This window comes from Erythrobacter crassostreae (genome assembly GCF_019204045.1).
GTDB classification, from domain to species: Bacteria; Pseudomonadota; Alphaproteobacteria; order Sphingomonadales; family Sphingomonadaceae; genus Erythrobacter; species Erythrobacter crassostreae.
Genome location: NZ_JAGSPC010000002.1, coordinates 116,687 through 142,326 on the forward strand (window position 1 = coordinate 116,687; position 25,640 = coordinate 142,326).

Consider the following 25,640-nt stretch of genomic DNA (forward strand, 5'->3'; position numbering starts at 1 on the left):
ATTAGTCGCTAAAAATCGTTTTCCTACAGTGGCCTGTCCGTGATTTGGTCTTGCGATGCCGAACAAAACCGCCCTCGCCGAGAATCGGAAAGTCACACTTCAGACCTTGGAAAGCCCGCCATCCACGGGGGTAGCGCACACAAGATAACAGATTCCGCAACCGCGGTTTGTGTCATACGAGGCACCTGAACAGGCGGCAAATCGCTTGCTTTGCAGGGCACTTTCGCTTAAGCGCGCGCACGTTCCCGAAGATTATAACAATCAAGAGAACCTCTGCGGCGGCATCCGGCCTCGCAGAGACATTCGGCCTCTTGCCCTGTTAGCCCACGCAATAGTGCGCGGGAGACAGATTAAGACCCCGGAATGAGCAAGACTCAAAACCGGTGGCCGCTAGCAAAACGTAAACAGGATTTTTTCCTCTATGGCGACTTCGCCCAACCCAACGCGCGACGATTTTGAAGCGCTCCTTAACGAACAACTCGGCGGCGCCGGCGACGGAGGCTTTGAAGGCCGCGTTGTCAAAGGCACCGTAACAGCGATCGAAGCCGGCATGGCTGTGATCGACGTGGGCCTCAAATCCGAAGGCCGCATCAACCTCAAAGAATTTTCCCGCGGCGATGAAGACCACGGTCTTACAGTCGGCAGCGAAGTCGAAGTTTATGTCGACCGCGTCGAAAACGCTGATGGCGAAGCAATGCTCAGCCGCGACCGCGCCCGCCGCGAAGCCGCTTGGGACAAGCTTGAAAACGAATTCGGCGAAAGCGCCCGCGTTGAAGGCCGCATCTTCGGCCGCGTCAAAGGTGGCTTTACAGTCGACCTCGACGGCGCCGTGGCCTTCCTGCCAGGCTCACAAGTCGATATCCGCCCTGTTCGCGATGTCACTCCGCTTATGGAAGTGCCGCAGCCGTTTCAGATCCTCAAAATGGACCGTCGCCGCGGCAACATCGTTGTTTCGCGTCGTGCCGTTCTGGAAGAGACACGCGCTGAACAGCGCAGCGAACTGATCGACAAACTGGCCGAAGGTCAGGTTATAGAAGGCGTGGTCAAGAACATCACCGATTACGGTGCGTTTGTGGATCTTGGCGGCATCGACGGCCTCCTCCACGTGACCGACATGAGCTACAAGCGGGTCAATCACCCGAGTGAGATCATCGAAATCGGTCAAACTGTCACCGTACAGATCGTCCGCATCAACGCCGATACACAGCGTATCAGCCTTGGCATGAAGCAGCTTGAAAGCGATCCATGGGATGGCGTTGCTGCGAAATATCCAATGGGTGCCAAACTCACCGGTACAGTCACCAACATCACCGAATATGGTGCATTTGTTGAACTGGAAGCCGGCATCGAAGGCCTCGTCCACGTTTCGGAAATGAGCTGGACCAAAAAGAACGTTCACCCTGGCAAGATCGTTTCGACCTCGCAGGAAGTCGAAGTTCTCGTTCTCGAAGTCGACAGCGAAAAGCGTCGCATCTCGCTCGGCCTCAAGCAGGCTCAGCGCAATCCTTGGGACGAGTTTGCCGAGAAATTCCCGGTTGGCGCGGAAGTCCTTGGCGAAGTCAAGAATGCCACCGAGTTTGGCCTGTTCATCGGCCTCGATGGCGATGTCGATGGCATGGTCCACATGTCGGATATCGCATGGGGCATCTCGGGCGAAGACGCTCTGGCACTTCACCGCAAGGGCGAAGAAGTCAAAGCAGTTGTCCTTGACGTTGACGTTGAAAAAGAACGCATCAGCCTCGGCATGAAGCAGCTTGAAAAGGGTGCTCCAACCGAAGCAGGCGCAGCAGCAGCTGGCTCGCTCCGCAAAAACCAGGTCGTCACTGTTTCGATCCTCGAAGTTCGCGATGGCGGCCTTGAGGTTCAAGTTGGCGACGACGGTGCAACCGGCTTCATCAAGCGTTCGGACCTCGGCCGTGACCGCGACGAACAGCGTCCTGACCGTTTCCAGGTTGGCGGCAAAGTTGATGCAATGGTCATCGGTTTCGACCGTTCGAAAAAGCCAAACTTCTCGATCAAAGCGCGTCAGATCGCCGAAGAGAAAGAAGCAGTACAGCAGTTCGGTTCGTCCGACAGCGGTGCATCGCTCGGCGATATCCTTGGCGAAGCTCTCAAGAAGAGCGACGATTGATCTTGCTGCGCCCTCAAGCGGCGGGCGCAGGCCATCCGGCCTGCTAGCCTACCGCGCCAAAGGGCGCGACGGTCAGTCGACCTTGCGGCACCATCGGTGCCGATGATTTGAAACGGCCCGGCTGCTTCGTTGCAGCCGGGCCTTTCCTATTGGCGTACGAACCCTTACGCTCTGCATCATGCTTACAGTTTACCAATTCCCGTGCCTTTCCGACAATTACGGATTCCTCCTCCACGATCCTGAAAGCGGCGAAACCGCTGCGATCGATACGCCAGATGCAAAAGAGTATTTGAAACAAGCCGAGGCGAAGGGCTGGACGATCACTCATATCTGGAACACGCATTGGCATCCGGATCACGCGGGCGGCAATGCTGACATCATCGCCGCGACTGGCGCAAAGGTCATTGCCCCTAAAGAAGTCGAGAGACTTTCATCCATCGACACCGAAGTGAGCCATGGCGACGTAGTCTCCCTAGGCAAATTCAAAGCCGAAATCATCGATGTGTCAGGCCACACAAACGGCCACATTGCTTTTCACGTGCCTGAAGCGGGCATAGCTTTCGTAGGCGACAGCGTGTTTGCGCTTGGCTGCGGACGCATGTTCGAAGGGACAGCGCCGCAATTCTGGGCGAGTTTAGAGCGCATCAAAGCCCTGCCCGCTGAGACGACGCTTTACTGTGCGCATGAATACACCGCCGCAAACGCCAAATTTGCCCTTCATGCCGATCCAGACAATTCAGCGCTTCACGATTATGTCGCGGAGATCACGGCAAAAAGAGAGCGCAATGAACCAACCGTTCCGACGCAGTTGAGCCGCGAACTGGCGACCAACCCCTTCCTGAGGGCCGATGATCCGGCGTTGATGGCCAAATGGGGCGGCACAGAGCCGCACGAGACGTTTGCAGCGCTTCGTGCTGGCAAGGACAACTTTTAAGCCCGTGAAAGCTCTCAGGGTCGAAAATTTGTCGGATGATCTGTCCGGAACACGCTTAGTCGATATTGCCGACCCAAAGCGCGGTGCTGGTGAAGTGTTGGTCCGCGTACATGCAGCCTCGCTGAACTACCCAGACTTGCTGATGACGCGCGGCAAATATCAGTTCAAGCCCGAACCGCCCTTCACCTGCGGCATGGAAATGTCGGGCGTAGTGATGGAGGCCGATGCTGACAGTGGCTTTTCACCGAGTGACCGAGTGACTGGCGGCGCCAAGACAGGCGGTTTTGCCGAAATTGCCAGCGTCCCTGCGGCTGCGCTTCGAATGGTTCCGCAAGGCGTCAGTTTCCAAACCGCTGCGGCGATGGGAGCGGCTTACTCTACGGCATACACAGCCCTGGTTGAACTGGGCGGCTTGAAGTCTGGACAGACAGTCCTCGTCCACGGAGCAAGTGGCGGCGTCGGTCTGGCGGCTTGCGATCTTGCCAAAGCATTGGGGGCCAAGGTCATCGCAGCGACTCACCGCCCCGATAAAACAGATCGGCTAAGCGAAGTTGCAGGCGCCAATCATGCCATCACGAACTCGGGCAGATTTCGCGAAACAATAGAAGACCTGACTGACGGGAAGCTGTGCGATCTTGTCCTTGACCCTGTCGGCGGCGATGTCTTCGATGAAAGCACCCGATGCGTTGCCTTCGGCGGGAAGCTCTTAGTCGTCGGATTTGTCGCGGGACGGATTCCCGAAATTGCCGCCAACATCCCCTTAATCAAAGGGTTCTCGGTCGTCGGGGTAAGAGCAGGCGAATATGCGCGGCGCTTTCCGCGACGGGGAACAGCGATCAGGGACGAGATCGATAGGTTAGCATGTGAAGGCGCGATCAATCCGCACATCGATCGGGTATTGCCGCTCAGCGCGTGGCGCGAAGGCTTTGATGCGATGGAGCGCGGCGAGTTATTTGGCAAACTGGTGTTCGAACCCGCGCGATAAGGGGACCGGATACGAAAAGGGCGGCTCAATCGAACCGCCCTTCCTTAAACTCGCATGATTGTATTCTCGTTTAGAGCGATCCAATCACCTGATCTGCCAATTGTGTGTCGGCATCGCTGCTGTGACGATCAGCGATCAATGTGCGCGACGCCGACGTCGCTGCTTCAACCGCTTTCGCCTTTACGCCAGCGACTGCATCACGCTCTGCGGCGGCAATCTTGTCTTCCGCCATTTTCTTCCGGCGCCTGACCATAGCTTCGCCATCCGCCTTCGCCTTATCTAGGATCGCGTCAGCTTCACGCTGAGCGCCTTCCATCATTTTTTCCGCGTCCTGTTCGGCAGAAGCGATCTTGGCGGCGTATTCATTGCGCAAACCTTCCGCTTCCGCACGGAGGGTCTTCGCTTCATCAAGTTGCTGCTTGATCTCTGCAATCTTTGAATCAAGACCGCCGGTGATCAGCCCGGGAACCTTTTTCCAAACAAAGACACCGATAAGCACTAGCATTGCCAGCGAAACCCACTGATAATCCTGTACGCCAAAGGCCGCAGGAACGGCCTTGCCGTCTTCGGCAGCGGCAAGAATAGTCAGAATATCAGGCATTGGTGAGCGCCTTTTTGACGGCGGCACGCGCAGTGCGCTTATCAACCTTTTCGCCCGACAGCCGGGCTACAATATCTTGAGTTGCTTCAGCCGCAACGCCTTCAATCTCAGCCATCGCGCTTACACGTGCAGCTTCAATTTCGGTCTCGGCTTCGGCAAGCTTTGTGTCCAGGCGCTTTTGCGCGCTCGCAAGCTTCTTTTCGTTCGCAGCCGCAGCCTTAGCCTTGGCATCAGCGATCAATGATTGAGCAGCAACGCGGTTTTCATTTTCACGTTCGCGCCACGCTTCTTCCTGTTGATCCGCCGCATCACGCGCAGCTTGTGCTGCTGCCAGATCATCCTTGATCTGGTTGTCGCGCAATTCAACGGTGCCCATGACCTTGGGCACCATACCGCGTCCGATCACGAAAAATGTGAGACCGAAAAAGATCAGAGTCCAGAAAACCTGGCTCGACCAGAATTCGGCAAGTTGGGCTATCTGAGGCATGGGCCGGGTCCGAAGCTTGCTAGAATAAAAGAGATAAACGGGCCAGCTGACACGAATGCCCGCCAGCCCGTAAAATCAGATAAGTCGATTATGCGACGAAGATCAGGATCATCGCGACGACGAATGCCAGTAGGCCGAGAAGTTCGGCGGCGGCAAAGCCGATGAACAAGCGGCCCTGTTGGCCATCAGCTGCGCCAGGATTGCGCAGCGCGCTCTCGAGGAACGAACCAAAGACGTTACCCACGCCGATGGCTGCCATACCGGCGCCGATTGCTGCAAGGCCTGCGCCTACGAGCTTGGCTGCTTCTGCTTCCATTATAAAAACTCCTTGAAAATCAAAACTGTGTGAATGGTAATGGATGAAATCAGTGAAGGTGCTCTGCATCGTTGATATACAACGATGTTAGCAGAGCGAAAACATATGCCTGAATGCCTGCGACCAGAATTTCTAGCGCGCTGATAGCGATCATCAAAGCGAAGCTGGGGATTGCCACAATAATGCTAGTCATCGCGCCAGCGTTGAGGCCGTCGATTACAAAGCTGGACAGAACTTTCAGGAGAACGTGACCGGCCATCATCGCAACGAAGAGACGCAGCGCGAGGCTGAACGGACGGATCAGGAACGAGAAGAACTCGATCAGCGCGATTGGCAGGATCATTGGCACTGGCGTGCCGTGAGGCACAAACAGAGTGAAGAACTTGAAACCGTGCTTCCAAAAGCCCACAATCAGGACAATCGAGAAACTGAGCACTGCCAGAACACCGGTCACTGTGAAGTGGCTTGTGAACGTAAACGGGTGCAACCCGAGCACACCGATTGGCATCAGACCCAACAGGTTTGCGAACAGAATGAACATGAACAAGCTAAAGATGTAGGACACATATTTGCGCCCTTCTTTGCCTACGTTCGCTTCCAACATATCATCGATAAAGCCGGTGAAGCTTTCGACCGCCATTTGCCAACGTCCTGGCACGAGCTCACGCTTCATGCCGCCAAAGACGAAACCCCACAGCAGGACGACCGTAATAGCCATCCACATTGCGGAATTGGTGAATGCGATGTCGAAGCCAGCAAGCTCTTTCCAGTTTTCTGAACCGAACAACGGTTCAAGCTGGAATTGCTTCATCGGATCGACTTTTGCCTGATCGGCTGCCACTTTTGGTCGGTCCCTAAACTAGTTGCAGCAAAAACTCTGACTAATCGTCCGTTCCGGACCCGTCGGAGCTGTTATTTGCCGCTCGAATAATGTTTCTGAAGGCGACACCTATTCCAAGGAACAGGCCAACCAACAGACCCCAGGGCAAGGTTCCGACAAGAGCATCAAATGCCCAGCCGATTACCATGCCTCCGAAAATCCCACCAAGCAGATCCGCCAGTACCCGGTTGCCGCTGCGATAATTCGCATCAGCCCCTTTGACCTTTGGTTTGGTACGCTCCTCTTCGCGCTCGTTTGCGGCTTTTAACCGCGCTTCGAGCGCATCGATCCGCGCATCCTCAGCAATGGGTTCTCGTGCAGGCTTTTCGTCGCTCATGCCAGCTTCCGCTTTAGGGGGTTGCAAGGCACACGCTTAGAAGTGCCCGCCGAGGGCGCCGCTCCCTTAGAAGGGGGGCATATTCGAGTCAACCGTAGTGGGTGTGTATTTGCCGCACAATCGCTTGAAAAAAAGCGACAGAAGGGCGCTACAGCATGAGTTCCGTTACGGACAGCGAGGATCACGCTGCGGTGGAGCGCTCGTGCGCGTTTGCCAAGATCCGTCCGGCGCTTGATATTTTTCGCCAGCGACAGTCCGGGCGATCGCCTGACAGCCCGCAGATAGCGCATACTCTTCGAGCGTCGCGTTGTTTTCCTGCGCTTTACGAGCATAGACGGCACGGCGTTTGATGTTGATATCGTTGACCAGACGCTGAAGCTGCGGTGTCGCGTTGACCACGATACCGAGATATCCGTCCGTCTTCTCACCCACCTGCCCGGCTGAACGGGCAGCGGCATAGGCCGGATCGCGCTGCGCCTGTGCAGGCATGGCGACTGCGGTTAGCGCGGCAATGCCAGCGGCTGCACCCAGAGCAAATTTGCGAATAGTCATAATTCTTTTCCTAACCCTCAATCGCGACGTCGAAACTGCGAATCAAAAGATATCTGCATTCTCATCAATCGTGTTGGCGGCATCCTCGGCCAACCTGTAAATAACCTCTTGCCGGATATTGATATTAAGCTCGATCACAATTGGCTCTTCCGGGGCTGCAACATTGATGCATCCACTTAAAGCCATTGCACTAACCGCGCCTACTCCGGCCTTGACCGTCATCCGCCCCGCCCTTTTTCGTCCGTAATTCACGTCCGATCCTGTGACAGCATTAAGGAATCCGGTCAATTTCATGAATGTCATAGCGTATTGTCGCTTTCTGAAGGTTGAACGAGCGATTCATCATCACGTTTCAAATCGTCATTGTTTGATGGTGCGGTTGGATCAGGGGCAGGTTCGGGCGATCTTGGCCCAACTAAGGCAGGATTAGGGACAAACCTGCCACCTTCGACACTTAGCAACCCACGATCAACAGGGTTTCCGAGCAACTCGGGAGCGAAGAATGAACGGACCATCGTCGCCAGCTGATAGAAATTCTGCGACCGGACGTTAATGTTGAAACGGATCGGCAGGCTCGCAAGCTGGCGCGTCACAAGATTCCGCGAAGCATCTTTCCCTTGCTGCACTCCATCAATCTTAAAGCTCGTCACAATTTCCCCGGCAAGGCTGCCGTCCAAACCGATGCTCATTTGTTTATAGTCAAGCGAACGCAGTGACTGGAACGCGAAATTCGTGATCGCACCCATGTCTTCGTAGGTCAGCTCACCAATATACGAGACATTGCCTCCCGGAGGGCGTGAGACGAGGAGGCCAGTGCCAATGGTGCCGTTGCCTTGATCGTCAAAAAGAATTGGAACTGATCCATCGAAAGTGCCGCTCGCACCGAGATTTGTAAGCTCCATTTGAGCGATGAAGGTCGCCGCATCTAGGCCGATTATGTCAAAGACATAGAGCTGCTCACCTTGAACGCCGTATCGAATGTCCACGGGATTGAGGCTCAACTCGCCTCCCATGAACGGCCAACGGGCGTCTTTGACCGAGATAAGCTCTCCGCCAGTCATCGAATAAACAACCATGCCGCCAAGTACTTCAATTCCGGGATTAATTGATCCGATCTCAATCACTTGATCGGGCGCGGTTGTCAGATTGATCAGGTCGGTGAATTCTATCGAGCCGCGCAGTCCGTCAATCGGTCCGAATGTTGCCGCGAGGTCCAACCGTTCTGTCCCGAAGGTACCACCGCTTGAAATCGTGTCTTCAGTCCACTCGACTGAGCCGTTTCCGGAGACGGTGCCGTCGGCAAACGCGATCACACCCTTTGCCAGATAGCTAAGGTCTTCCGGCCGCAATTTATCGTCCAGTACTACTCCGGGTACATCAATGAGTGCTCGTCCCTCGCCTGTGCCGAGATTGTGATCGACGTCGACTTGCGTGATCAGACGCTCGGAACCGGGATGCAAAAGCGCTGCGCGCGCGCTCAAATCATTGCCCGCAAGGGTGAGCGTCGCGTCACGCGCGAACAACGGTTCGAACCGGGCCTCTCCTTCGATCCTCTCGCTGAGGGTAAATGTGCTTTCATCGAAGACCAGCGCCTCATCACGATACGCCCACTGCCCAGACATGGTGGACAGATCCAATGGGACAAAATCGAGGCTCGCTTCCCCACCGCTGAAAGAACCGCTTAGCCCTTCTCCATCACCCGACAGAGAATGAGCTCTGAGGCGTATTGCGCTATCATCAGCGCCAATCACAGCAGCAAGCCCGCTCAATTCGAAGTTGCCGGGATAGGAAAATGAGACCGTTTCTGCCGACACGACTGCTGGCGAACCCGCGACTGAACCAGCAAGCTCGATAGCTTGTGTTGCCACCGAAACCTCTAGCGCGTCACTATAGCGGAGCATTGCCCCAGACTGCGGGCAGAGTGCCAATGTTCGCCCTTCTAAAGACAATTCATAAAGCGACAGCGCTCCGAACCGGATACGGCTACAACGTTCGCCGATGAAAAGGCCGTTCGAGGCGCTCCAGCTGCCTTCGATCGGCAAATCCAGCGCGGTGACGGTCCCACCTGGAATCGCACCATCGGCATTGATTATTCCGTCGAAATCAAACGCGCCGCTGCGCGCTTGGGACACTTGAAGGCGCGGGATCACGATACGGTCCGCGCCAGATGCGTATTCAGCCATCGCCATGCGCAGGACAAGATCCCCGCCGCGTGACTGCTCCATCCGTCCGTTGATGCGCGGAAGCCCTTCTCCCCCAGTCAAAAAGTTCCCGCTAAGGCGAGCACCTGAGCCTGCACTTGTCCAAGAAAGGCGCGAAATCGCGAGCAGCGGATTGCCGCCTCCATCAGTCAATCGCCCTTCGGGAACAACAACCGTAATCGCATCTTCATTTCGCCGAATGGTCACAGCCGCTGATAAGTCCGAGTTGGCTGCTGCATTTGCGAAGTTCTTCTCAAATTTCTCAAGCAGGCTAGCGATCAGGGAACCTTCGCTACTCGCTTTTGCTTCCGCGACTATCGAACTCAGATCGCCGCCCATGCTCACGCCGGCGCCAGTAACATCTGCATTCCAATCAATGCGCTCGAGGCTGCCATCGCTTCGCAATGCTCCGTCGACGCGGACCTCTTGCACGGTGCCAAATGCTGAAGCCAGTCGCTTAGCGGTAAAATCATGGCTGACATTGAGGCCGCCAGCGCCCCAGCCTAGTCGAACATCGCCATCAAGCTCGGAGCTGATGTTTCCAGAATAGCCGATCTCTCGCGCGGAGATGCTCAAATCACCACCAGCAGTCGTAAAATCATCTGTCAGCGAAATATTGGCGTTCGCATCGGCACTGGCAACTGAGACCCCTTTGCATAAGAGATCACGCAGCCGCACAGGTCCGCTAAACGAAGGGGCGCCATTGTTGGTGGTCAAATCGCCATACACAGTCGCACTGCGCGCCAAACAGCCTTCCGCATCCATATTCGGAGCGGTCGCGGCCAGTTTCCCAACAAATCCGCTATCGAGCGGCCCCTCTCCCGAAAGTTTCGCGCCGATATTGCCAAAATCGGTCTCGATCAAAGCGCGGCCGTCATGCACAGCGATATCAAGGGCCGGCAGGCCTGCGGGTTCGTCGCTTTCGGCAAATACCACCGGATCAAGCGCGCCAAAGCTGAGAACACCACTTCGATATGAACCGTAAAGGCGCGGCCGAACGACCTCGATTCTACCTGCGACCGGACCCGCCCAACTATAGTCCAGGTTTACGACCAGTTCCTCAATCGAAAGATCGGGACGATCGGGATCGCCGATCACAAAATTCCGCAGGATCTGCTTTTGTGGGGTGATTGAGACAATGTCATAAGATGCTGGCAGCCCAAGCCGGTCCAATTCACCTTCGATAACATTCCCGGCAATCTGTTCACGCGTAACCCAAAGAACGACCACTGCCGCGCCCAACAGCGCCAGTACCAACAACAGCGCCCTCCACCGCCGCTTGCGAGGCAGTGAAAGCCAGTTAGAACGTCCTGAATCAGTTTGATCGGTGTCAGCCGCCATTACACCTCACACTTGCGCGCATCTCCGTGCAAAGGCAATGAAGTCTAAGGGTAATTCATTGGAAGATTGAGTGGCAAAATCAGATGACAGCTTTGATTTTGGCCAAGAGCCAAGCGGGAACCCTGTGCCTGGATCAGATTCGGGCAAACAAGCCGGTATCGGACACCGCTCCCGATTGCGCAGCCGATTGCTGAACGGCGGGACCGAAGCGCTGGCCGACTATGAAATCCTTGAATTCCTATTGTTCGCTGCAATCAAGCAAGGCGACACCAAACCTGTCGCGAAGGAGTTACTGAAACAGTTTGGCTCTCTCGCCGGCGTGCTAAACGCCGATCCGAAAGCCTTGCAGAGGGTCAAAGGCGTTGGTGAGACAAGTGCAGCCGCGCTGAAATCCGTTTCGGTCGCCGCTCGCAGGATGGCCCGCAGCGAGGTGGTTCAAAAGCCCGTGCTATCAAGCTGGCAGGCGCTGCTCGATTATCTCGCGATCGACATGGCGCATTTGACCGTTGAGCGGGTACGCGTTCTTTACCTCGATACAAAGAACCGGTTGATAGACGATCATCATGTGGGCGATGGCTCAATCGACGAAGCGGCAATCCATCCGCGCGAAGTAATCCGTAAAGCGATGGATGTAGGCGCCAGCGCTCTGATCCTCGTTCATAATCACCCGAGCGGAAGCCCTGAACCAAGCCGTGCGGACATCCAGATTACCAAAAAAATCGCAGAAGCTGGCCGCCTACTTGGAGTAACACTGCACGATCACGTAATCATTGGACGCGAAGGCCATGTAAGCCTTCGCGCCAAGGGATTGATTTAAGCCTCGGTCAAAGGTCGAAGCCCCAACGCCTATACTGCGCCGCAAGCTCCGGACGCCGCGCCAATGCGTCATCAATGTCGCTTTGCCCGCCCTCATCGCCTTGCGCCTTACGGATAAAGCCGCGCAGAAGCACTGACGGTGCCAATTGCGGAGCGCGATCAAGCGCTTCGTTGATGTCGACAAGAGCTTCATCGAGCATACCATTGCGGTAATAAATCATAGCTCGGCTATCGAGAATATTGGCAGATTCTCCGCTGTTCTCGACCGCTTTCGTACAAACCGACACGGCATCGGTTATGTTGATTTGCCACGTGCCCATGAACCAACATTTTTCGTTGAGAATGTTTGAGTCATTGGGCTTGTCATCAAGCAAAGCCTGAAGTCGGTCCAACCCGGCATCAGGGTCACCTTCAAGGGCATCTAGTTCTGCCAACGCGAACGCGAGTCTGCGGCGTACGTTTTCGTTTCCGTCTTCGTATTCCAGCACCTCTCGTGCGCCTGTCAGATCACCAAGATACGCCATCGAATCGGCAAGTTCGATTGCGCGTGCCGGTGTCGGATCAAGCGCATAGGCCTCTTCCATGTCTGCTTTCGCCGCTTCCTGGTCGAGCACTTTGAGAAACGCTCCGGCTCGTTGGCGGTAATTCTCTGCGGTCGCCTGCAAATCGACCACTGTGTTCATATCCGCGAGTGAACCGGCGAAGTCATACGTTTCAAACCTGAATGCAGCGCGGGACAGGTAGGGAGCAACCTCATCAGGCTCGTCCTCGATCAATTGCGCAAATGCAGCCTCAAGCGGTTCCAAAGCATTGCGATCCGTTTCTTGGGCGTATCTCCACCTCCTAGGCAATTCATCCGGTGCGATCAGCTTGACCTCTTGCCTTGCCAGCCTTGCCGCCTTGCGCCGTTCTTCGCGGAACGATTCAGGGGCGATCTCGCCGCCTCGACTCTCTATTGTCTCTTCGACCAGCAATTCGTCACCCGCCAACACCACGTTTCGGGTAAAGCGACGCCCGGCGACATCAACGTCAATCGCTTCACCGCCGCGAAGCTCAAAATCACCGGGGCTATCGGGCAGCAACGCACGGAATTTCATGGCCGTGCTGCTAGGCTGGCCAATCCAAACTGGAATTTGGCGCCATTCCTTGCGGGAGCGATCAGGAGAAAAGCTAATCTGTTTCGCGAGCACCGACGGAGTCGTCTCAAAACGCCCATCTTTATACCTGAACATGGGTGACGCGATTCCGGTCATGATGACCGTCGAAACACTATCATCTTCGCCTTCGATGATTTCGATATCCAAAACGTTGATGTCACTGCCAGTTTGCCGCCCCATCCCACGGCCCATGTTTTTCTTCGCAGCGTCTGTCAGCTTGTCCGCTCTCGCATTGGTCTGTGCTGCAGGAGTTCCGACCAAATTGGCCGTAATGGTTATCAATGCAGGCAAATCGCCGCCCGCTCTTGCATCGCCAAAAACTTCCATTTGGACTTCGGGATATCGCGGCAGAACCTGCTCTATCTTTTCAAGCCTCGCCCCCGCTGCGCGGATTGGCAGTGTGTATTCGAACGGCGGCACGTTGCCGACCGTCTTGATGTTTGCGCCGATCGAAGTGCCATCAAGATAATACTGGTTGCCGTCAATTTCTGCGCGGACGAGCACATGGTCGAATGCACCGGGGATTGGAAGAGATGACGGGACATTGTTGCCAGACCGAATTGAGGCCAAAACCGGTTCGGATTTGATCCCAAGATGATTCAGAATTGCGAGCAAAATCACTGTTTTTGCTTTACAATCTCCGTATTTCTTTTCCCAGGTCGTTGCGACATCCTGTGGCAGGTAGTTCCCGCCATCCAGACCGTTCAACAGGTAACGAACATCTTCCTGAACCAGCTCAAGAGCAGCAACCGCCCGCTCCAGTTCGGTTGAATTGCTGGTTCGGATTGCTTCGACTTTCGCAATGAGATCGGAAATCCCATCGAGCGCTCCATCGGTTTCGTAATATGGCGCCATAGTGCTGGACACCTCTGCCCAATCGGCAAATGTCCCAACCTGTAGGATTGTACCGCGCCGGTATCGCGGTGGAGCGCGGCCCGGCAAGTCATCGGCTTCATCAAGAGGTAGAGTGACCTCAAGCACATTGTGCCCGTCCTCTTCGATGATCGCTGGTAGGTCAAAGTTCGGCCCGGCTTTGTAAGTCACATCTAGGTCGGTAGGCCACAACGTGCGGATGCGCCCAAAATCGGCTTGTTTGCGCGGCTCGCGCCAAAGGAATGTCTGGCTTTGAACTTCGTCGCGAAGGGCTTGATCCGATGTTGTGACGGAATACCGCATTCGCAGCTCGTCTCCGACCTGCAGACCAGGAACTGCCAAGGTAGCGGTCAGTGAGCCGTCCAGTATCTTTCTTTCCAGCATTCTTTCGCGGCGCAAAACCTCCAGCTTCTCGTCCTGACCGACCAAATCAATTGCCTCATCACCGCGCAGAATCGCGATTTCATGAACGATCAAATCACCTTTGTCTGGGAGCCATTTGGCAGTCAGCGTGCCAACATTCGAAAGATCAGCGAGGCTTTCGACCCGGTAGACAATGTCTTTGTATTCCCAGTGCAAGCCATCTTGCAGACGGATTTGCGTATCATTCACGACCTGATTGTTGGCCGGATCTCGTTCCACTTCGGACAGATTAACTGGGTCGATCCAGTCCGGTGCCGCTTCGTAGATCGGTTCATCGCCCGCGATGGAAACGGTAGAAACACACAATGCGATCAGCGAAACTGCTGAACGAGAAATCCGAAATGACATGAACTGGCCCGACTTTGGAAAATACAACAAAGTCAGAGACTACGAGCGAAACCGTTGATGTCAAATGAGTAGAGTGTGGCTTAAACCTGTTTTTCGGTGATTAGTCGAACACCCGAATGCTGAGCAAAAAAGTTCCACATCCAATTCACAACCACGGTCACACGATTTCGCATGCCGGTGAGGAAGCCGACATGGACCAATCCCCACAGCCACCAAGCGCTGTTGCCTGACAACTTTAGCGATCCAAAATCGGCAACCGCGGACTTACGACCAATTGTCGCGAGGCTGCCTTGATGCTTGTAAACAAAGGGCCCTGGGCATTCTTTACCAAGCAATTCCGCCTCCACGACTTTGGAAACGTACACTCCCGCTTGTTTGGCAGCCGGAGCGAGGCCTGGGACAGGCCCGCCATGCCAAGCATTGCTTTCGGCTGTATCGCCGATCGCAAAAACATCGTTTAGCACGCCTTCCCGGCCATGAACGCGCAGGTAGTCATTTACCTGCACTCTTCCCGACCGGTCTGTTTTTGCATCGAGCCACTGCGCGGCTGGCGAGGCGGCGACGCCCGCTGCCCAAAGCACAGTCTCTGTCTCAATCGTCGTTTCATCACCAATGCAAACATGCCTTTCGGCAATCTCGGTCACGCGGCCGCCTGTGCGTATCTCAACGCCCAGACTTTCAAGAGATTGGGCCGCTTTTTGTGAGAGTTCTTCTGGGAAAGCTGGAAGGATCCGCGGGCCTGACTGAACAAGTATGACGCGCGTGGTGGCAGGATCGATTGTTCGGAATTCGCGGGCGACATTGATCTTTGCCAGCTCGGCGATTGCCCCAGCCAATTCGACGCCGGTTGGGCCTGCCCCGACGATCACAAATGTCAAAAGACGCTTGATCCGTTCTTCGTCATCAATCGCCTCTGCCTGCTCAAATGCGTTCAAGATTGATGCGCGCACAGCGACGCCGTCTTCTATCGTTTTGAGACCGGGGGCGAATGCACCCCATTCGTCTTTTCCGAAATAACTGTGCGTTGCGCCGGTCGCGAGGACGAGCTGATCGTATGTGAGTGACTGTAGATCATCCGCTTCCGGGCCGTAGGTTACAGTCTTCGCGGCAGCATCAATTGCGCGCACTTCGCCTTTCAGTACGCGCACATTGGCATCGGACCGGAACAAGCTGCGGATCGGTGTCGCAATATCCGCCGGATTGAGAGTGGCTGTTGCGATTTGATAAAGCAGCGGCTGAAACAGATGGTAATTGCGCTTATCGATCAAGGTAATGCGGACAGGCAAACGCTTGAGACGCTCAACCGCTGCCAGTCCGCCAAACCCAGCTCCAACCACAACAATATGCGGCCAATCATTGGGGATTTCAGCGTAATCACGATCAAAGAGGATATTCCTCTCCATCCACGCATAGATGGCCGCATCGATCGAAAGCACTCCCGCCCCGCGCGCTTCGTAAATAGCTAGGAGCAGAAACGGGAACAGAGTGACGTTAGGATGCGCACCTGCAATCATGGTGAAACCTATCACGAAGACCAGCACGTAAGAGACAATACTTGCGGCAAACCCCACGAGGAAAAGCACACCGAAGGCAACGGCAAGCCAGCCCGGCATTCCCGAGAAGATGCTGGTGGGGAGCCAAGTAGCGACCGCGATTGACGGCTCGAACACGTTCGCAAAAGCAAACAGCGCGACCGCCAACCAAATGCGGGTTAGCATCATTAGAACAGGAGCCAGCCTCTCACGCATCCATTCCCCGAGGCGCACTGTTGGCCGCGCCAGTGGCATTGCGCTGTGCTTGAGACCTGATGCCAAAACACGATCGAGCGAAAACGCGGCAGGGCCGCTCACAACGTACCAGATGAGTATTGAGGCAACCATCAGGTTGGTGGTCGTAGGGATATAGACCGCTTGGCTCACAATCGTCAGCATCGCCATGGCAAGCGCGGCGGGACGAGTAAAAAAGCCAGCGAGCAGAAGGATCGGGCCGATCAATTCAATCGCAAGACCGGTCGCGGCCGCATCGTATGGCGCCATCCAAGTGACAGGGTATTCATTTGCGGCGAGATAGAGCGCGGTATCCCAGTCGCTCGCCTTTACGATCCCCGAACGCAGGAACCATGCGGCCACAAAAAAACGAATCGCAAGGTCAGTAAACGGCCAGAACAGTTCCGCCCCGCCCGAATACCACTTCGCCAATTTCCGAAGCGTGACGCGTACGAAAGGCGACAGGCGCTCTTCTTGTAGGAGCTCCCGTCCCACATCTGCAGCCGCATTCGCCGTGCCTGCCATGCTCAATATCCTCCTACGCACTGGTTCGCGCGTCCCCAGAATTGGTTACAGCCTATGCAGCGCCTCTTGCCAAGCGGGCTCGTGCACAATAGCCGCGCAGCGAAACCGTTTTTGTCCGAACCGCTGAGGAAGTTCACCATGGTCCCGCGTTATGCCCGCCCCGAAATGTCTGTCTTGTGGGAGCCGGAAGCGAAGTTTCGCATCTGGTTCGAAATAGAAGCCCACGCGACTCAAAAACTGGGTGAGATGGGTGTTGTCCCCGAAAGCGCTGGAAAGGCCTTGTGGGATTGGTGGGCGACCAATCCGAAAATCGACGTTGAAGCTATCGATGCGATTGAAGCGGTGACAAAGCATGATGTTATTGCATTCCTGACCTGGGTCGCCGAGCAAGTTGGCGATGAAGCCCGCTTCATGCACCAAGGCATGACCTCATCCGACGTGCTCGATACGACGCTCTCGGTGCAACTGGTGCGGGCAACCGATCTGCTACTTGCAGACCTTGATGGTCTCCTCGCCGCGATCAAGATGCGCGCGGAAGAACATAAGTACACACCGACAATAGGACGCAGCCATGGCATTCATGCCGAGCCTGTGACCTTCGGCCTGAAACTCGCGCAAGCTTATGCCGAGTTTGACCGCTGCCGTGATCGCTTGATCGCTGCGCGCAAAGAAATCGCCACCTGCGCTGTTTCCGGAGCAGTCGGCACATTCGCCAACATTGATCCAGAAGTAGAAGCGTATGTTGCTGAGCAACTTGGCCTAGAAATTGAACCCGTCAGCACACAAGTCATCCCGCGTGACCGCCATGCAATGTACTTCTCCACCCTCGCGGTGATCGCAGGCTCGATCGAGCGGCTGGCTGTCGAAGTCCGGCACTTACAGCGCACAGAAGTGCTCGAAGCGGAAGAGTTCTTCTCAAAAGGGCAAAAGGGTTCATCGGCCATGCCGCATAAGCGCAACCCCATCCTGACCGAGAACCTGACCGGGCAAGCGCGCATGATCCGCGCCTATGCCTTGCCTGCATTGGAAAATGTCGCGCTTTGGCACGAGCGGGATATCTCGCACTCGTCTGTAGAACGCTTCATCGGGCCAGATGCGACAATCACACTCGATTTTGCACTCGCACGCCTCACAGGCGTCGTTGAAAAACTGCTGATCTATCCAGAGCGTATGCAGGCAAACCTTGATGCGATGGGCGGCCTCGTTCACTCGCAGCGTGTGCTGCTTGCGCTGACGCAGGCTGGCGTGAGCCGCGAAGACGCGTACCGTTTGGTTCAGCGAAATGCGATGAAGGTCTGGGAATCCAACGGAGCGCTTTCATTGCTTGAGCTTTTGAAAGGCGACGAGGAAGTGACGGCCGCGCTTTCCGCTGGCGAGCTCGAAGAGAAATTTGACCTCGCCTACCACTTCAAAAATGTCGACACGATTTTCGACCGGGTTTTTGGCTGAACCGCTGAAAACTAGACTCACGCCACAAATGGCCTAGGATTTCAGGTTCAAGGCACATGATAATAGGAGGGGCGCGCCCCATGCAGATCGTTCGCACACTCATATGGGTTCTGATCCTGTTTGCGATCCTCGCGTTTTCATTCTTCAACTGGCAACCGGTCGAAGTCACCCTCTGGGACAATCTGGTGCTTGAAACCAAGGTTCCTGCGCTGGTGATCATCGCCTTCTTGCTTGGCCTAATGCCGATGTGGCTATTTCATCGCAGTGTTACGTGGAGCCTCAACCGCCGCATTCGCAGCCTAGAGAACTCGGTGAAATCGAGCGCGTTGTCGCGCCGTCACGAACCGACAGCCGAATCCTCGCCGGTTCCACCAGTCACCGCAGCCCCTTCCGTTGTGGAGAAGCCTGTTGAAAAGACGGTAAAACGTGGGGACACTTTGACACCAGCCGAAGGGACTGATGGCTAATGAGCAATCCCGTCTTCCTCGCGTTAGATGTGCCGCAGATTGAGCAAGCGAAAGTTTTGCTCAACAAAGTGAAAGCACATATCGGCGGTGTGAAGCTGGGACTGGAATTTTTCTGCGCACATGGCGGCCACGGAGTGCATGAGATCGCCCATATGGGACTGCCAATTTTTCTCGATCTGAAATTCCACGACATTCCCAATACTGTTGCTGGCGCGATGCAAGCGATCCATGTCTATGAACCTGCGATTGTGACAGTCCACGCGAGCGGCGGGCGTGCCATGATGGAAGACGCGAAAGCGGCCGCAGCAGAGGGCTGCAAAGTTGTCGCCGTAACGGCGCTCACAAGTTTGGACGAAAACGACCTCAAACGTGCCGGTGTTGGTGGAACGACGCATGACCACGTCATGCGCCTCGCAGAACTGGCTCAGGAAGCCGGTCTCGACGGGATTGTATGTTCGGGCCAAGAAGTTGGCGAAGTGCGCAAGCGCTGGAGAGACGGATATTTCGTCGTCCCAGGCCTGCGCCCTGCTGGCAACACAATCGGCGATCAAAAGCGCGTCGTAACGCCTCGCAAAGCGCGCGATGATGGAGCAAGCGTGCTTGTGATCGGGCGGCCGATCAGCCGTGCCGATGATCCGGAAGCGGCAGCGCGGGCCATCGAAGCAACGCTTTAGGACGATAGGTGCCTGATACTGCCACCCCCAATCTGCCGTCGCGCGATTTCGACACGACCGAGGATTTCTACGCGCAATTCGGCTTTGAGTGCGGTTACAAGGATGGCGGATGGATGATCTTGTATCGCGGGCCGAAAGGCAGTCGCGCGGTGCTAGAATTTTTCCCTTACCCTGACCTCGACCCAAAAAGCAGCTCATTCAGTGCATGTCTTCGTCTTGATGATCTGCCCGCGATTATGGCTCAAGTCACTGCAAGCAATGTCCCACAGGGCCATATTGGTTTGCCACGCTTCCATCCCCCGCAAAAGGAAGCAAGCGGACTGACAATCGCATATCTTGTCGATTGCGACGGTTCGCTCATCCGGCTGATTCAGAATAACTGATCCAGGTGGGTTATTCTGCGGCAGCCTCGCCGCGCACATCCTCGACCGCTTTCAGATCATCGACCGTCACGGCCAGCCGCGCGGAATCGACATTCCAACCGACCAGTTGCATGTCTTCACCATTGCCGAAGAATGTGTAGGTCTGCGTGCCCTGGCCTTGCTCAAATTCGGTGTTCATCACGATCACAGTCTGGGTCACGCCATTGTTCGAATTGACGTTAAAGCTGGACCGCTCGGACGATTCGATCTTGCCAAGTCGAGAGCTGAACACCGTCACCAAATTGTCGAAATCCTCACGCGGCGTAACCTCGCGCAGCTTCTCGCCCGAAAGCCTCCACAAGGCATCACTGTTTCCTGAGGAATACGCTTTTTCATACTGAGCGATTCTCGCCTCGCTCTGTTCAAGGTTTTCCATCGGATTGCAGGCTGCAAGCGCGAATGCCCCAAAAACGGCCAGCAAAACTCTCGAAATCATCGCGTCTTTCCCACATGTCGATAATGCTGACAAACTATCCGCGATTTCCCACTTAACGCAAGCCTTCAAGACAGTTAGAGCCGCCAACATGAGCACAGACACTCTGATCAAGATTTGCGGCCTGTCCACGCCAGAAACCTTAAGCGCGGCGATTGGCGCTGGCGCAACGCATGTGGGCCTTGTCCATTTTGAACCGAGCCCGCGGCATGTCTCTATAGAAGACGCAGCGCACCTCCGAGCCATGGTGTCAGGCAGTGTCAAAGTGGTGCTGCTAACGGTCAATGCCGATGTCCAAACCACCGGCAAAGCAATCGAACTGGTCAAACCCGACATCATTCAGTTCCACGGCAATGAAACGCCCGAATGGATCGCGCTTGTGCGGGAAAAGACCAAGATCGAGGCATGGAAAGCCCTCGGCGTGAAAGACGCGGAAACACTCGCCAAATCTGCTCGCTATCAAGGCGCTGTCGACCGGCTGCTATTCGATGCCCCTGCAAAGGCGCTTCCTGGCGGGAATGGCGAAACATTTCGCTGGGATGTGCTGAAAGACTTTGACCACCGTATCCCGTGGGGTCTCGCCGGCGGATTGACGCCGGACAATGTCGCCGAGGCTATACGTGAGACGGGAACCGAACTGGTCGATACATCGTCTGGTGTAGAGAGCGCGGCGGGTGTGAAGGACGTGGACAAGATGTCCGCCTTCTGCAAAGCCGCAATCGAAGCGTAATTCCCCCAAGAAGCTGACAATTATGAACTCTCCCAACTCTTTCCGCACACAGCCCGATGACCGGGGCCATTTCGGCGATTTCGGCGGTCGTTATGTCGCCGAAACATTGATGCCGTTGATCCTCGATCTGGAGCGTGAATACCGCGCGGCACAGGTTGATCCGGCGTTCGCAGCGGAATTTGACGACCTGATGAAGCATTATGTCGGTCGCCCTTCCCCGCTCTATTATGCGGAGCGGCTCACCGAAGCGCTCGGCGGGGCGCAGGTCTGGTTCAAGCGCGACGAGCTCAACCACACCGGCGCGCACAAGATCAACAATTGCATCGGGCAAATCCTGCTGGCTCGTCGCATGGGCAAGACCCGCATCATCGCGGAAACCGGCGCCGGGCAGCACGGTGTTGCCACCGCCACGGTCTGTGCGCGGTTTGGCCTTCCCTGCGTGATCTATATGGGCGCGGAGGACGTGAAGCGGCAATCGCCCAATGTCTTCCGCATGAAACTGCTCGGCGCGGAAGTCGTGCCCGTCACCAGCGGCGGCGCGACGCTCAAAGATGCCATGAACGAAGGGCTGCGCGATTGGGTCGCGAATGTGCATGACACGTTCTACATCATCGGCACAGCGGCTGGCCCGCATCCCTACCCCGAAATGGTCCGCAATTTCCAAAGCGTGATCGGCACCGAAGCGCGCGCACAAATGCTGGAACGCGCAGGCCGCCTTCCCGACCTGCTCATCGCTTGCATCGGCGGCGGATCGAACGCGCTTGGCCTGTTCCACCCGTTCCTCGATGACGCCGATGTTAAGATGCTCGGCGTCGAAGCGGCAGGCCACGGCCTTGACGGTGATGAGCACGCGGCAAGCCTGCTGGGCGGAGCGCCCGGCGTGCTGCACGGCAACAAGACATACCTGCTGCAAGACGAGGACGGCCAGATCACAGAAGGCCACTCGATCAGCGCAGGGTTAGATTACCCCGGCATCGGCCCGGAACACGCATGGCTAAAAGAAAGCGAGCGGGTCGAATACACCGCTGTGACCGATAACGAAGCGCTGGAAGGCTTCCAGTTGCTCTGCCGGACCGAAGGCATCATCCCCGCGCTAGAGCCGTCGCACGCCATCGCCGCCGTCGCGGACCGCGCAAAGCAAATGAGCGAAGACCAGATCATCCTGATGAACCTGTGCGGACGCGGCGACAAGGACATCTTCACCGTGGCTGAAAAGCTAGGAGTGGAGATTTGAGATTTATCGGCTGGGTCATCGCCGCAGTATTGGCCGTCAATGTAGCGGTTCTCCTTTGGTTTGGCTTTGTGAGTGACCACGACGCTGCGACCGACATTACTTTGTCGGCGATTGTCGTTGGTGGCCTCCTAGGTATTGCTCTGGGCGTAGTTGAAAACTTTGAACGCAAGCAGAAGAACAATGAATAAGTTTACTGCCGCCTTTTCCAAACCCCATGCCGCCTTCGTCGCCTTCATCACCGCTGGTGATGGCGATACCGCTGCCAATCTTGATGCGCTGGCCGCGGGCGGCGCGGATGTGATTGAGCTGGGTATGCCCTTCACCGATCCGATGGCCGATGGCCCTGCGATTCAGGCTGCCAATTTGCGCAGCCTTGGCGCAGGCACCACCACCGCCGATGTGCTGCAAATCGCCACTGATTTCCGCGCGCGGCGTCCTGATATTCCGCTTGTTTTGATGGGTTATGCCAACCCAATGATCCGGCGCGGGCCGGAATGGTTTGCGCAATCCGCTGCCAAAGCGGGCGTCGATGGTGTGATCTGCGTCGATATTCCACCAGAGGAAGACGACGCGCTTGGTCCGGCCCTGCGCGATCAGGGCATCGCCCCGATCCGCCTCGCCACGCCGACCACCGATGCAGCGCGCCTGCCGCAGGTGCTCGAAGGCTCGCAAGGCTTCGTCTATTACGTCAGCGTCGCGGGTATCACCGGCAAACAACAAGCCGCCACAGCCTCCATCGAAGAGAACGTCGCGCGCATCAAACAATCGACCGATCTGCCCGTCGCGGTCGGCTTTGGCGTGCGCACTCCGGAGCAAGCAGCCGACATCGCAAAGGTCGCTGACGGTGTCGTTGTCGGCTCCGCCTTCATCGATCTGGTCGAGAAATTTGGCCAAGACGCTCCGGCCAAGCTACAAGAGCTGACAACAGCAATGGTCGCCGCGATCAAAGATGCGCGCGCTTAAGGGATCAAGCAAATGAACTGGTTCACCCGTGTCCGCAATTCGCTGGGCTTTAGCGATGAGAAAAAAGCTTCGGAGAAAGACCTCTGGATCAAATGCAAATCCTGTCAGGAAATGCTGTTTGTTCAGGAATACGAAGACAATTTGAGCGTCTGCCCTCGCTGTGAACACCATGGCAGGATCAACGCGGATGCACGGTTAGCGCTGCTGCTGGATCACGGCTTTGAATTGCTTCCCCAACCTCAGGTCACCGAAGACCCGTTGAAGTTCAAAGATTCGAAGAAATACACGGATCGACTAAAAGACGCGCGCGCCAAAAACCCGCATGATGATGCCTATTCCGTTGGTTCGGGCACCATTGATGGCCGTCCGGCTGTTGTCGGCGTACAGGATTTTGCCTTTATGGGCGGTTCCATGGGTATGGCCGTGGGCATGGCGTTTTGCGCCGGTGCAGAGCGCGCTCTGACCCGTAAGTGTCCTTACATTGTCGTTACCGCTGCTGGCGGTGCGCGCATGCAGGAAGGTATTCTCAGCCTGATGCAAATGCCGCGCGCGACCGTGATGACGCGCCGCTTGAAGAATGCAGGCCTGCCCTACATCGTAGTGCTGACCGATCCGACCACGGGCGGCGTTACGGCAAGTTATGCGATGTTGGGTGACATCCACATTGCAGAGCCCGGTGCGCTTATCGGCTTTGCCGGCCAGCGCGTTATTCAGGACACGATCCGCGAGCAGCTTCCCGAAGGGTTCCAGCGCGCGGAATATCTGCACAAGCACGGTATGGTCGATATGGTTATTCACCGCCGCGATCTGAAAGATACGCTGGGCAATGTGATCGACTATCTTCAGCCGCAAGCTGCCGCCTAACTTCACGCAGTTCATGCGATGAGAGACATGGGATCATCGGACGATCCGCGCGTTCAGGCGCAGCTTGATCGTTTAAGCGGGCTGAGCATCCAGCGCAACGTCTTGGGGCTGGATGCAGTCCGGACGCTGCTTTCACGCCTCGGCGATCCGCATAAGCGGCTGCCACCGGTGTTCCATGTCGCTGGAACGAATGGCAAAGGCTCCACCTGCGCGTTCATGCGCGCGATGTTGGAGGCGGAGGGTTACAGGGTCCACGTCACCACTTCCCCGCATCTGGTCCGGTACAACGAGCGTTTCCGCGTCGCCGGAAAACTGATCGAAGACGGACGGCTCGCCGAATTGCTCGAAGAAGTGTTCGACGCAGCAGAAGGCCTTGGCTGCAGCTTTTTCGAAATCACCATCGCCGCTGCCTTTGTGGAGTTTGCCCGTGTGCCCGCTGATGCGTGCGTGGTCGAGGTCGGCCTAGGCGGCAGACTTGACGCCACCAATGTACTTGAGCCTGATGTCTTGGCGGCATGCGGCATCGCAGCGCTGGGCATCGATCATGAGAAGTTCCTGCTAGCGCCGGAAGACGGTGTGCCGACCGAGCCGATAGCACGGATCGCGTTCGAGAAAGCGGGGATCGCAAAGAAGAACGTGCCTTTGCTGTCTGTCAGTGAGTTGAGCCCTGAGAGCAAGCAGATTCAGGTCTCGTCTGCTTCAGTGGGTTCGCTGTTGTTCAGGATCAATAGAGATTGGCACTACAGCGAGATCGAAAGCGGCAGTTACCGTGATGATCAAGGCACGCTGACATTTCCCCCGCTGGGCCTATTGGGCATGCACCAGATGCGCAACGCGGCGCTCGCAATTGCTATGCTGCGACATCAGAAAAGGGTCAGTGTTTCGCCAGAAGCGATCATTTTAGGCTTGCAAGCAGCACGCTGGCCAGCGCGCTTGCAACCCCTCGCGAATGGTCCGCTGGTCGGCACACGTGAAGTTATCCTTGATGGTGGCCATAACGCCAATGCGGGTGCTGCAATTTCCAAAGCGGTGGACGGTCCGCTGCACCTTGTCTTGGGGATGCTTGATAACAAGGATTCCCGCTCTTTTATCGGCCCCTTTTGCGACCGCATCCGAACGCTTACGGTCGTACCGGTGCCCAATCACGATGCCCACCCTGCCAGTGCTTTTGGCGCCGATGCCAAGCCTGCCGTCAGTCTTGAAGACGCACTGCTGAATATTCCGCACGACGACTGTCCGATCCTTATCGCAGGTTCGCTATATCTCGCGGGTGAAGCTCTCAGGCTCAATGACGAGATACCGGACTGACTAGCCGGTTGCAGGCGGCTGCTGTGCGCCTGCGGTACCAAGCGCCTGATCAACAAGGCCGGTGCGCATCATCCACCAAAACAGCACTATGCCCGGCAGCGCGAGCAGGGTCGTGAGCAAGTAGAAATTCACATAGCCGGTCCACTCGATCAGGCCGCCCGCGGTCGTACCTGTCAACAACCGCCCCACAATGCTCGCCGCCGCGCTGATCATCGCGTAATGCGCCGCTGTAAAACGCAAATCGCAGAGTGCAGAGAAATAGGCAACAACCACCACGCCGCCGAATCCGCTCGCGAAGTTCTCAAAGCCGATGGCCGACGCGAGGCCAAGATTAGTGTCACCGGCCAGAGCCAGCGCGGCGAAGCTCAAATTCGAGGCTGCCATAAGGAAAATCGCGATGAAAACCGAACGGTTCATCACAAA

Annotated in this window: 25 protein-coding genes and 1 pseudogene; 14 read left to right on the forward strand and 12 right to left on the reverse strand. The window is 56.2% G+C overall.

All coding sequences use genetic code 11. The features are described from left to right. Positions 1-421 precede the first annotated feature (421 nt). From rpsA to KCG46_RS11275, 3 genes are all read left to right on the forward strand, one after another. On the forward strand, positions 422-2,131 hold the full coding sequence (gene rpsA, locus KCG46_RS11265) for a 30S ribosomal protein S1 (protein ID WP_218405524.1): 1,710 nt from the start codon (positions 422-424) through the stop codon (positions 2,129-2,131). A gap of 178 nt (positions 2,132-2,309) precedes the next feature. Beyond that, on the forward strand, positions 2,310-3,065 hold the full coding sequence (gloB, locus tag KCG46_RS11270) for a hydroxyacylglutathione hydrolase (RefSeq protein ID WP_218405525.1): 756 nt from the start codon (positions 2,310-2,312) through the stop codon (positions 3,063-3,065). A 4-nt stretch (positions 3,066-3,069) separates the two neighbouring features. Further along, positions 3,070-4,050: an NADPH:quinone oxidoreductase family protein gene (locus KCG46_RS11275; protein ID WP_218405526.1), complete on the forward strand. Its 981-nt coding sequence runs from the start codon at positions 3,070-3,072 to the stop codon at positions 4,048-4,050. A 70-nt stretch (positions 4,051-4,120) separates the two neighbouring features. Here KCG46_RS11275 and KCG46_RS11280 read toward each other — a convergent pair whose 3' ends face one another. The 8 genes from KCG46_RS11280 to KCG46_RS11315 form a co-directional block, all read right to left on the reverse strand. Further along, positions 4,121-4,651, reverse strand: coding sequence for a F0F1 ATP synthase subunit B family protein (locus KCG46_RS11280; RefSeq protein WP_218405527.1), 531 nt, complete (start codon positions 4,649-4,651; stop codon positions 4,121-4,123). Beyond that, on the reverse strand, positions 4,644-5,138 hold the full coding sequence (locus KCG46_RS11285) for a F0F1 ATP synthase subunit B family protein (RefSeq protein ID WP_218405528.1): 495 nt from the start codon (positions 5,136-5,138) through the stop codon (positions 4,644-4,646). The genes KCG46_RS11280 and KCG46_RS11285 overlap by 8 nt, the downstream gene beginning before the upstream one ends. 88 nt (positions 5,139-5,226) lie before the next feature. Next, on the reverse strand, positions 5,227-5,454 hold the full coding sequence (locus tag KCG46_RS11290) for a F0F1 ATP synthase subunit C (protein ID WP_027442220.1): 228 nt from the start codon (positions 5,452-5,454) through the stop codon (positions 5,227-5,229). 49 nt (positions 5,455-5,503) lie between these two features. Further along, positions 5,504-6,295 carry a F0F1 ATP synthase subunit A gene (locus KCG46_RS11295; RefSeq protein WP_218405529.1) on the reverse strand — a complete coding sequence of 264 codons (792 nt, stop codon included), beginning with the start codon at positions 6,293-6,295 and terminating at the stop codon, positions 5,504-5,506. 40 nt (positions 6,296-6,335) lie between these two features. Next, positions 6,336-6,671, reverse strand: coding sequence for an AtpZ/AtpI family protein (locus KCG46_RS11300; RefSeq protein ID WP_218405530.1), 336 nt, complete (start codon positions 6,669-6,671; stop codon positions 6,336-6,338). Positions 6,672-6,836: 165 nt separating this feature from the next. Beyond that, on the reverse strand, positions 6,837-7,223 hold the full coding sequence (locus tag KCG46_RS11305; protein WP_218405531.1) for a YdbL family probable chaperone protein: 387 nt from the start codon (positions 7,221-7,223) through the stop codon (positions 6,837-6,839). A gap of 42 nt (positions 7,224-7,265) precedes the next feature. Beyond that, a complete protein-coding gene (locus KCG46_RS11310) occupies positions 7,266-7,526 on the reverse strand; it encodes a YnbE family lipoprotein (RefSeq protein ID WP_218405532.1) in 261 nt (86 codons plus the stop codon). Next, positions 7,523-10,765, reverse strand: coding sequence for an intermembrane phospholipid transport protein YdbH family protein (locus KCG46_RS11315; RefSeq protein WP_218405533.1), 3,243 nt, complete (start codon positions 10,763-10,765; stop codon positions 7,523-7,525). The genes KCG46_RS11310 and KCG46_RS11315 overlap by 4 nt, the downstream gene beginning before the upstream one ends. Positions 10,766-10,889: 124 nt before the next feature. Here KCG46_RS11315 and radC point away from each other — a divergent pair, with 124 nt between their 5' ends. Then, entirely contained in the window at positions 10,890-11,582 is a 693-nt protein-coding gene (gene radC / locus KCG46_RS11320; protein ID WP_369410212.1) for a RadC family protein, read from the forward strand. A gap of 7 nt (positions 11,583-11,589) precedes the next feature. Here radC and KCG46_RS11325 read toward each other — a convergent pair whose 3' ends face one another. Further along, positions 11,590-14,382, reverse strand: coding sequence for a DUF3857 domain-containing protein (locus KCG46_RS11325; RefSeq protein WP_218405535.1), 2,793 nt, complete (start codon positions 14,380-14,382; stop codon positions 11,590-11,592). Positions 14,383-14,462: 80 nt separating this feature from the next. Then, entirely contained in the window at positions 14,463-16,673 is a 2,211-nt protein-coding gene (locus KCG46_RS11330; RefSeq protein WP_218405536.1) for an FAD-dependent oxidoreductase, read from the reverse strand. A 138-nt stretch (positions 16,674-16,811) separates the two neighbouring features. Between KCG46_RS11330 and purB the strand changes: the two genes are divergently transcribed. The 4 genes from purB (at position 16,812) to KCG46_RS11350 (ending at position 19,646) form a co-directional block, all read left to right on the forward strand. Next, complete coding sequence (gene purB, locus KCG46_RS11335; protein ID WP_218405537.1) at positions 16,812-18,122, forward strand: adenylosuccinate lyase; 1,311 nt, start codon at positions 16,812-16,814, stop codon at positions 18,120-18,122. Positions 18,123-18,202: 80 nt separating this feature from the next. Next, complete coding sequence (locus KCG46_RS11340; RefSeq protein WP_218405538.1) at positions 18,203-18,589, forward strand: LapA family protein; 387 nt, start codon at positions 18,203-18,205, stop codon at positions 18,587-18,589. Then, complete coding sequence (gene pyrF, locus KCG46_RS11345; RefSeq protein WP_218405539.1) at positions 18,589-19,263, forward strand: orotidine-5'-phosphate decarboxylase; 675 nt, start codon at positions 18,589-18,591, stop codon at positions 19,261-19,263. Before KCG46_RS11340 ends, pyrF begins: the two co-directional genes overlap by 1 nt. Positions 19,264-19,271: 8 nt before the next feature. Then, entirely contained in the window at positions 19,272-19,646 is a 375-nt protein-coding gene (locus tag KCG46_RS11350; RefSeq protein ID WP_218405540.1) for a bleomycin resistance protein, read from the forward strand. A 10-nt stretch (positions 19,647-19,656) separates the two neighbouring features. Here the strand turns inward: KCG46_RS11350 and KCG46_RS11355 are convergent, their stop codons facing one another. Continuing rightward, on the reverse strand, positions 19,657-20,121 hold the full coding sequence (locus KCG46_RS11355; RefSeq protein WP_218405541.1) for a hypothetical protein: 465 nt from the start codon (positions 20,119-20,121) through the stop codon (positions 19,657-19,659). An 88-nt stretch (positions 20,122-20,209) separates the two neighbouring features. On the opposite strand from KCG46_RS11355, the gene KCG46_RS11360 reads away from it, so the two are divergent. The 6 genes from KCG46_RS11360 to KCG46_RS11385 are packed head-to-tail and all read left to right on the forward strand — an operon-like array spanning position 20,210 to position 25,217. After that, positions 20,210-20,848, forward strand: a complete 639-nt coding sequence (locus KCG46_RS11360) for a phosphoribosylanthranilate isomerase (protein WP_218405542.1) — start codon at positions 20,210-20,212, stop codon at positions 20,846-20,848. 22 nt (positions 20,849-20,870) lie between these two features. Next, the gene (gene trpB, locus KCG46_RS11365; RefSeq protein WP_218405543.1) at positions 20,871-22,082 is read left to right on the forward strand and encodes a tryptophan synthase subunit beta; all 1,212 of its coding nucleotides are present in this window, start codon (positions 20,871-20,873) and stop codon (positions 22,080-22,082) included. Continuing rightward, a complete protein-coding gene (locus tag KCG46_RS11370) occupies positions 22,079-22,270 on the forward strand; it encodes a hypothetical protein (RefSeq protein WP_218405544.1) in 192 nt (63 codons plus the stop codon). Before trpB ends, KCG46_RS11370 begins: the two co-directional genes overlap by 4 nt. Then, positions 22,263-23,045 (forward strand): tryptophan synthase subunit alpha, encoded by a 783-nt coding sequence (gene trpA / locus KCG46_RS11375; protein WP_218405545.1) that lies wholly within the window; start codon positions 22,263-22,265, stop codon positions 23,043-23,045. Before KCG46_RS11370 ends, trpA begins: the two co-directional genes overlap by 8 nt. A gap of 12 nt (positions 23,046-23,057) precedes the next feature. Then, the gene (gene accD, locus KCG46_RS11380) at positions 23,058-23,909 is read left to right on the forward strand and encodes an acetyl-CoA carboxylase, carboxyltransferase subunit beta (RefSeq protein ID WP_218405546.1); all 852 of its coding nucleotides are present in this window, start codon (positions 23,058-23,060) and stop codon (positions 23,907-23,909) included. An 18-nt stretch (positions 23,910-23,927) separates the two neighbouring features. Continuing rightward, complete coding sequence (locus KCG46_RS11385; protein WP_218405547.1) at positions 23,928-25,217, forward strand: bifunctional folylpolyglutamate synthase/dihydrofolate synthase; 1,290 nt, start codon at positions 23,928-23,930, stop codon at positions 25,215-25,217. On the opposite strand, the pseudogene KCG46_RS11390 reads toward KCG46_RS11385, so the two are convergent. Further along, a pseudogene (locus KCG46_RS11390) lies at positions 25,218-25,640 on the reverse strand (MFS transporter); the annotation flags it as partial.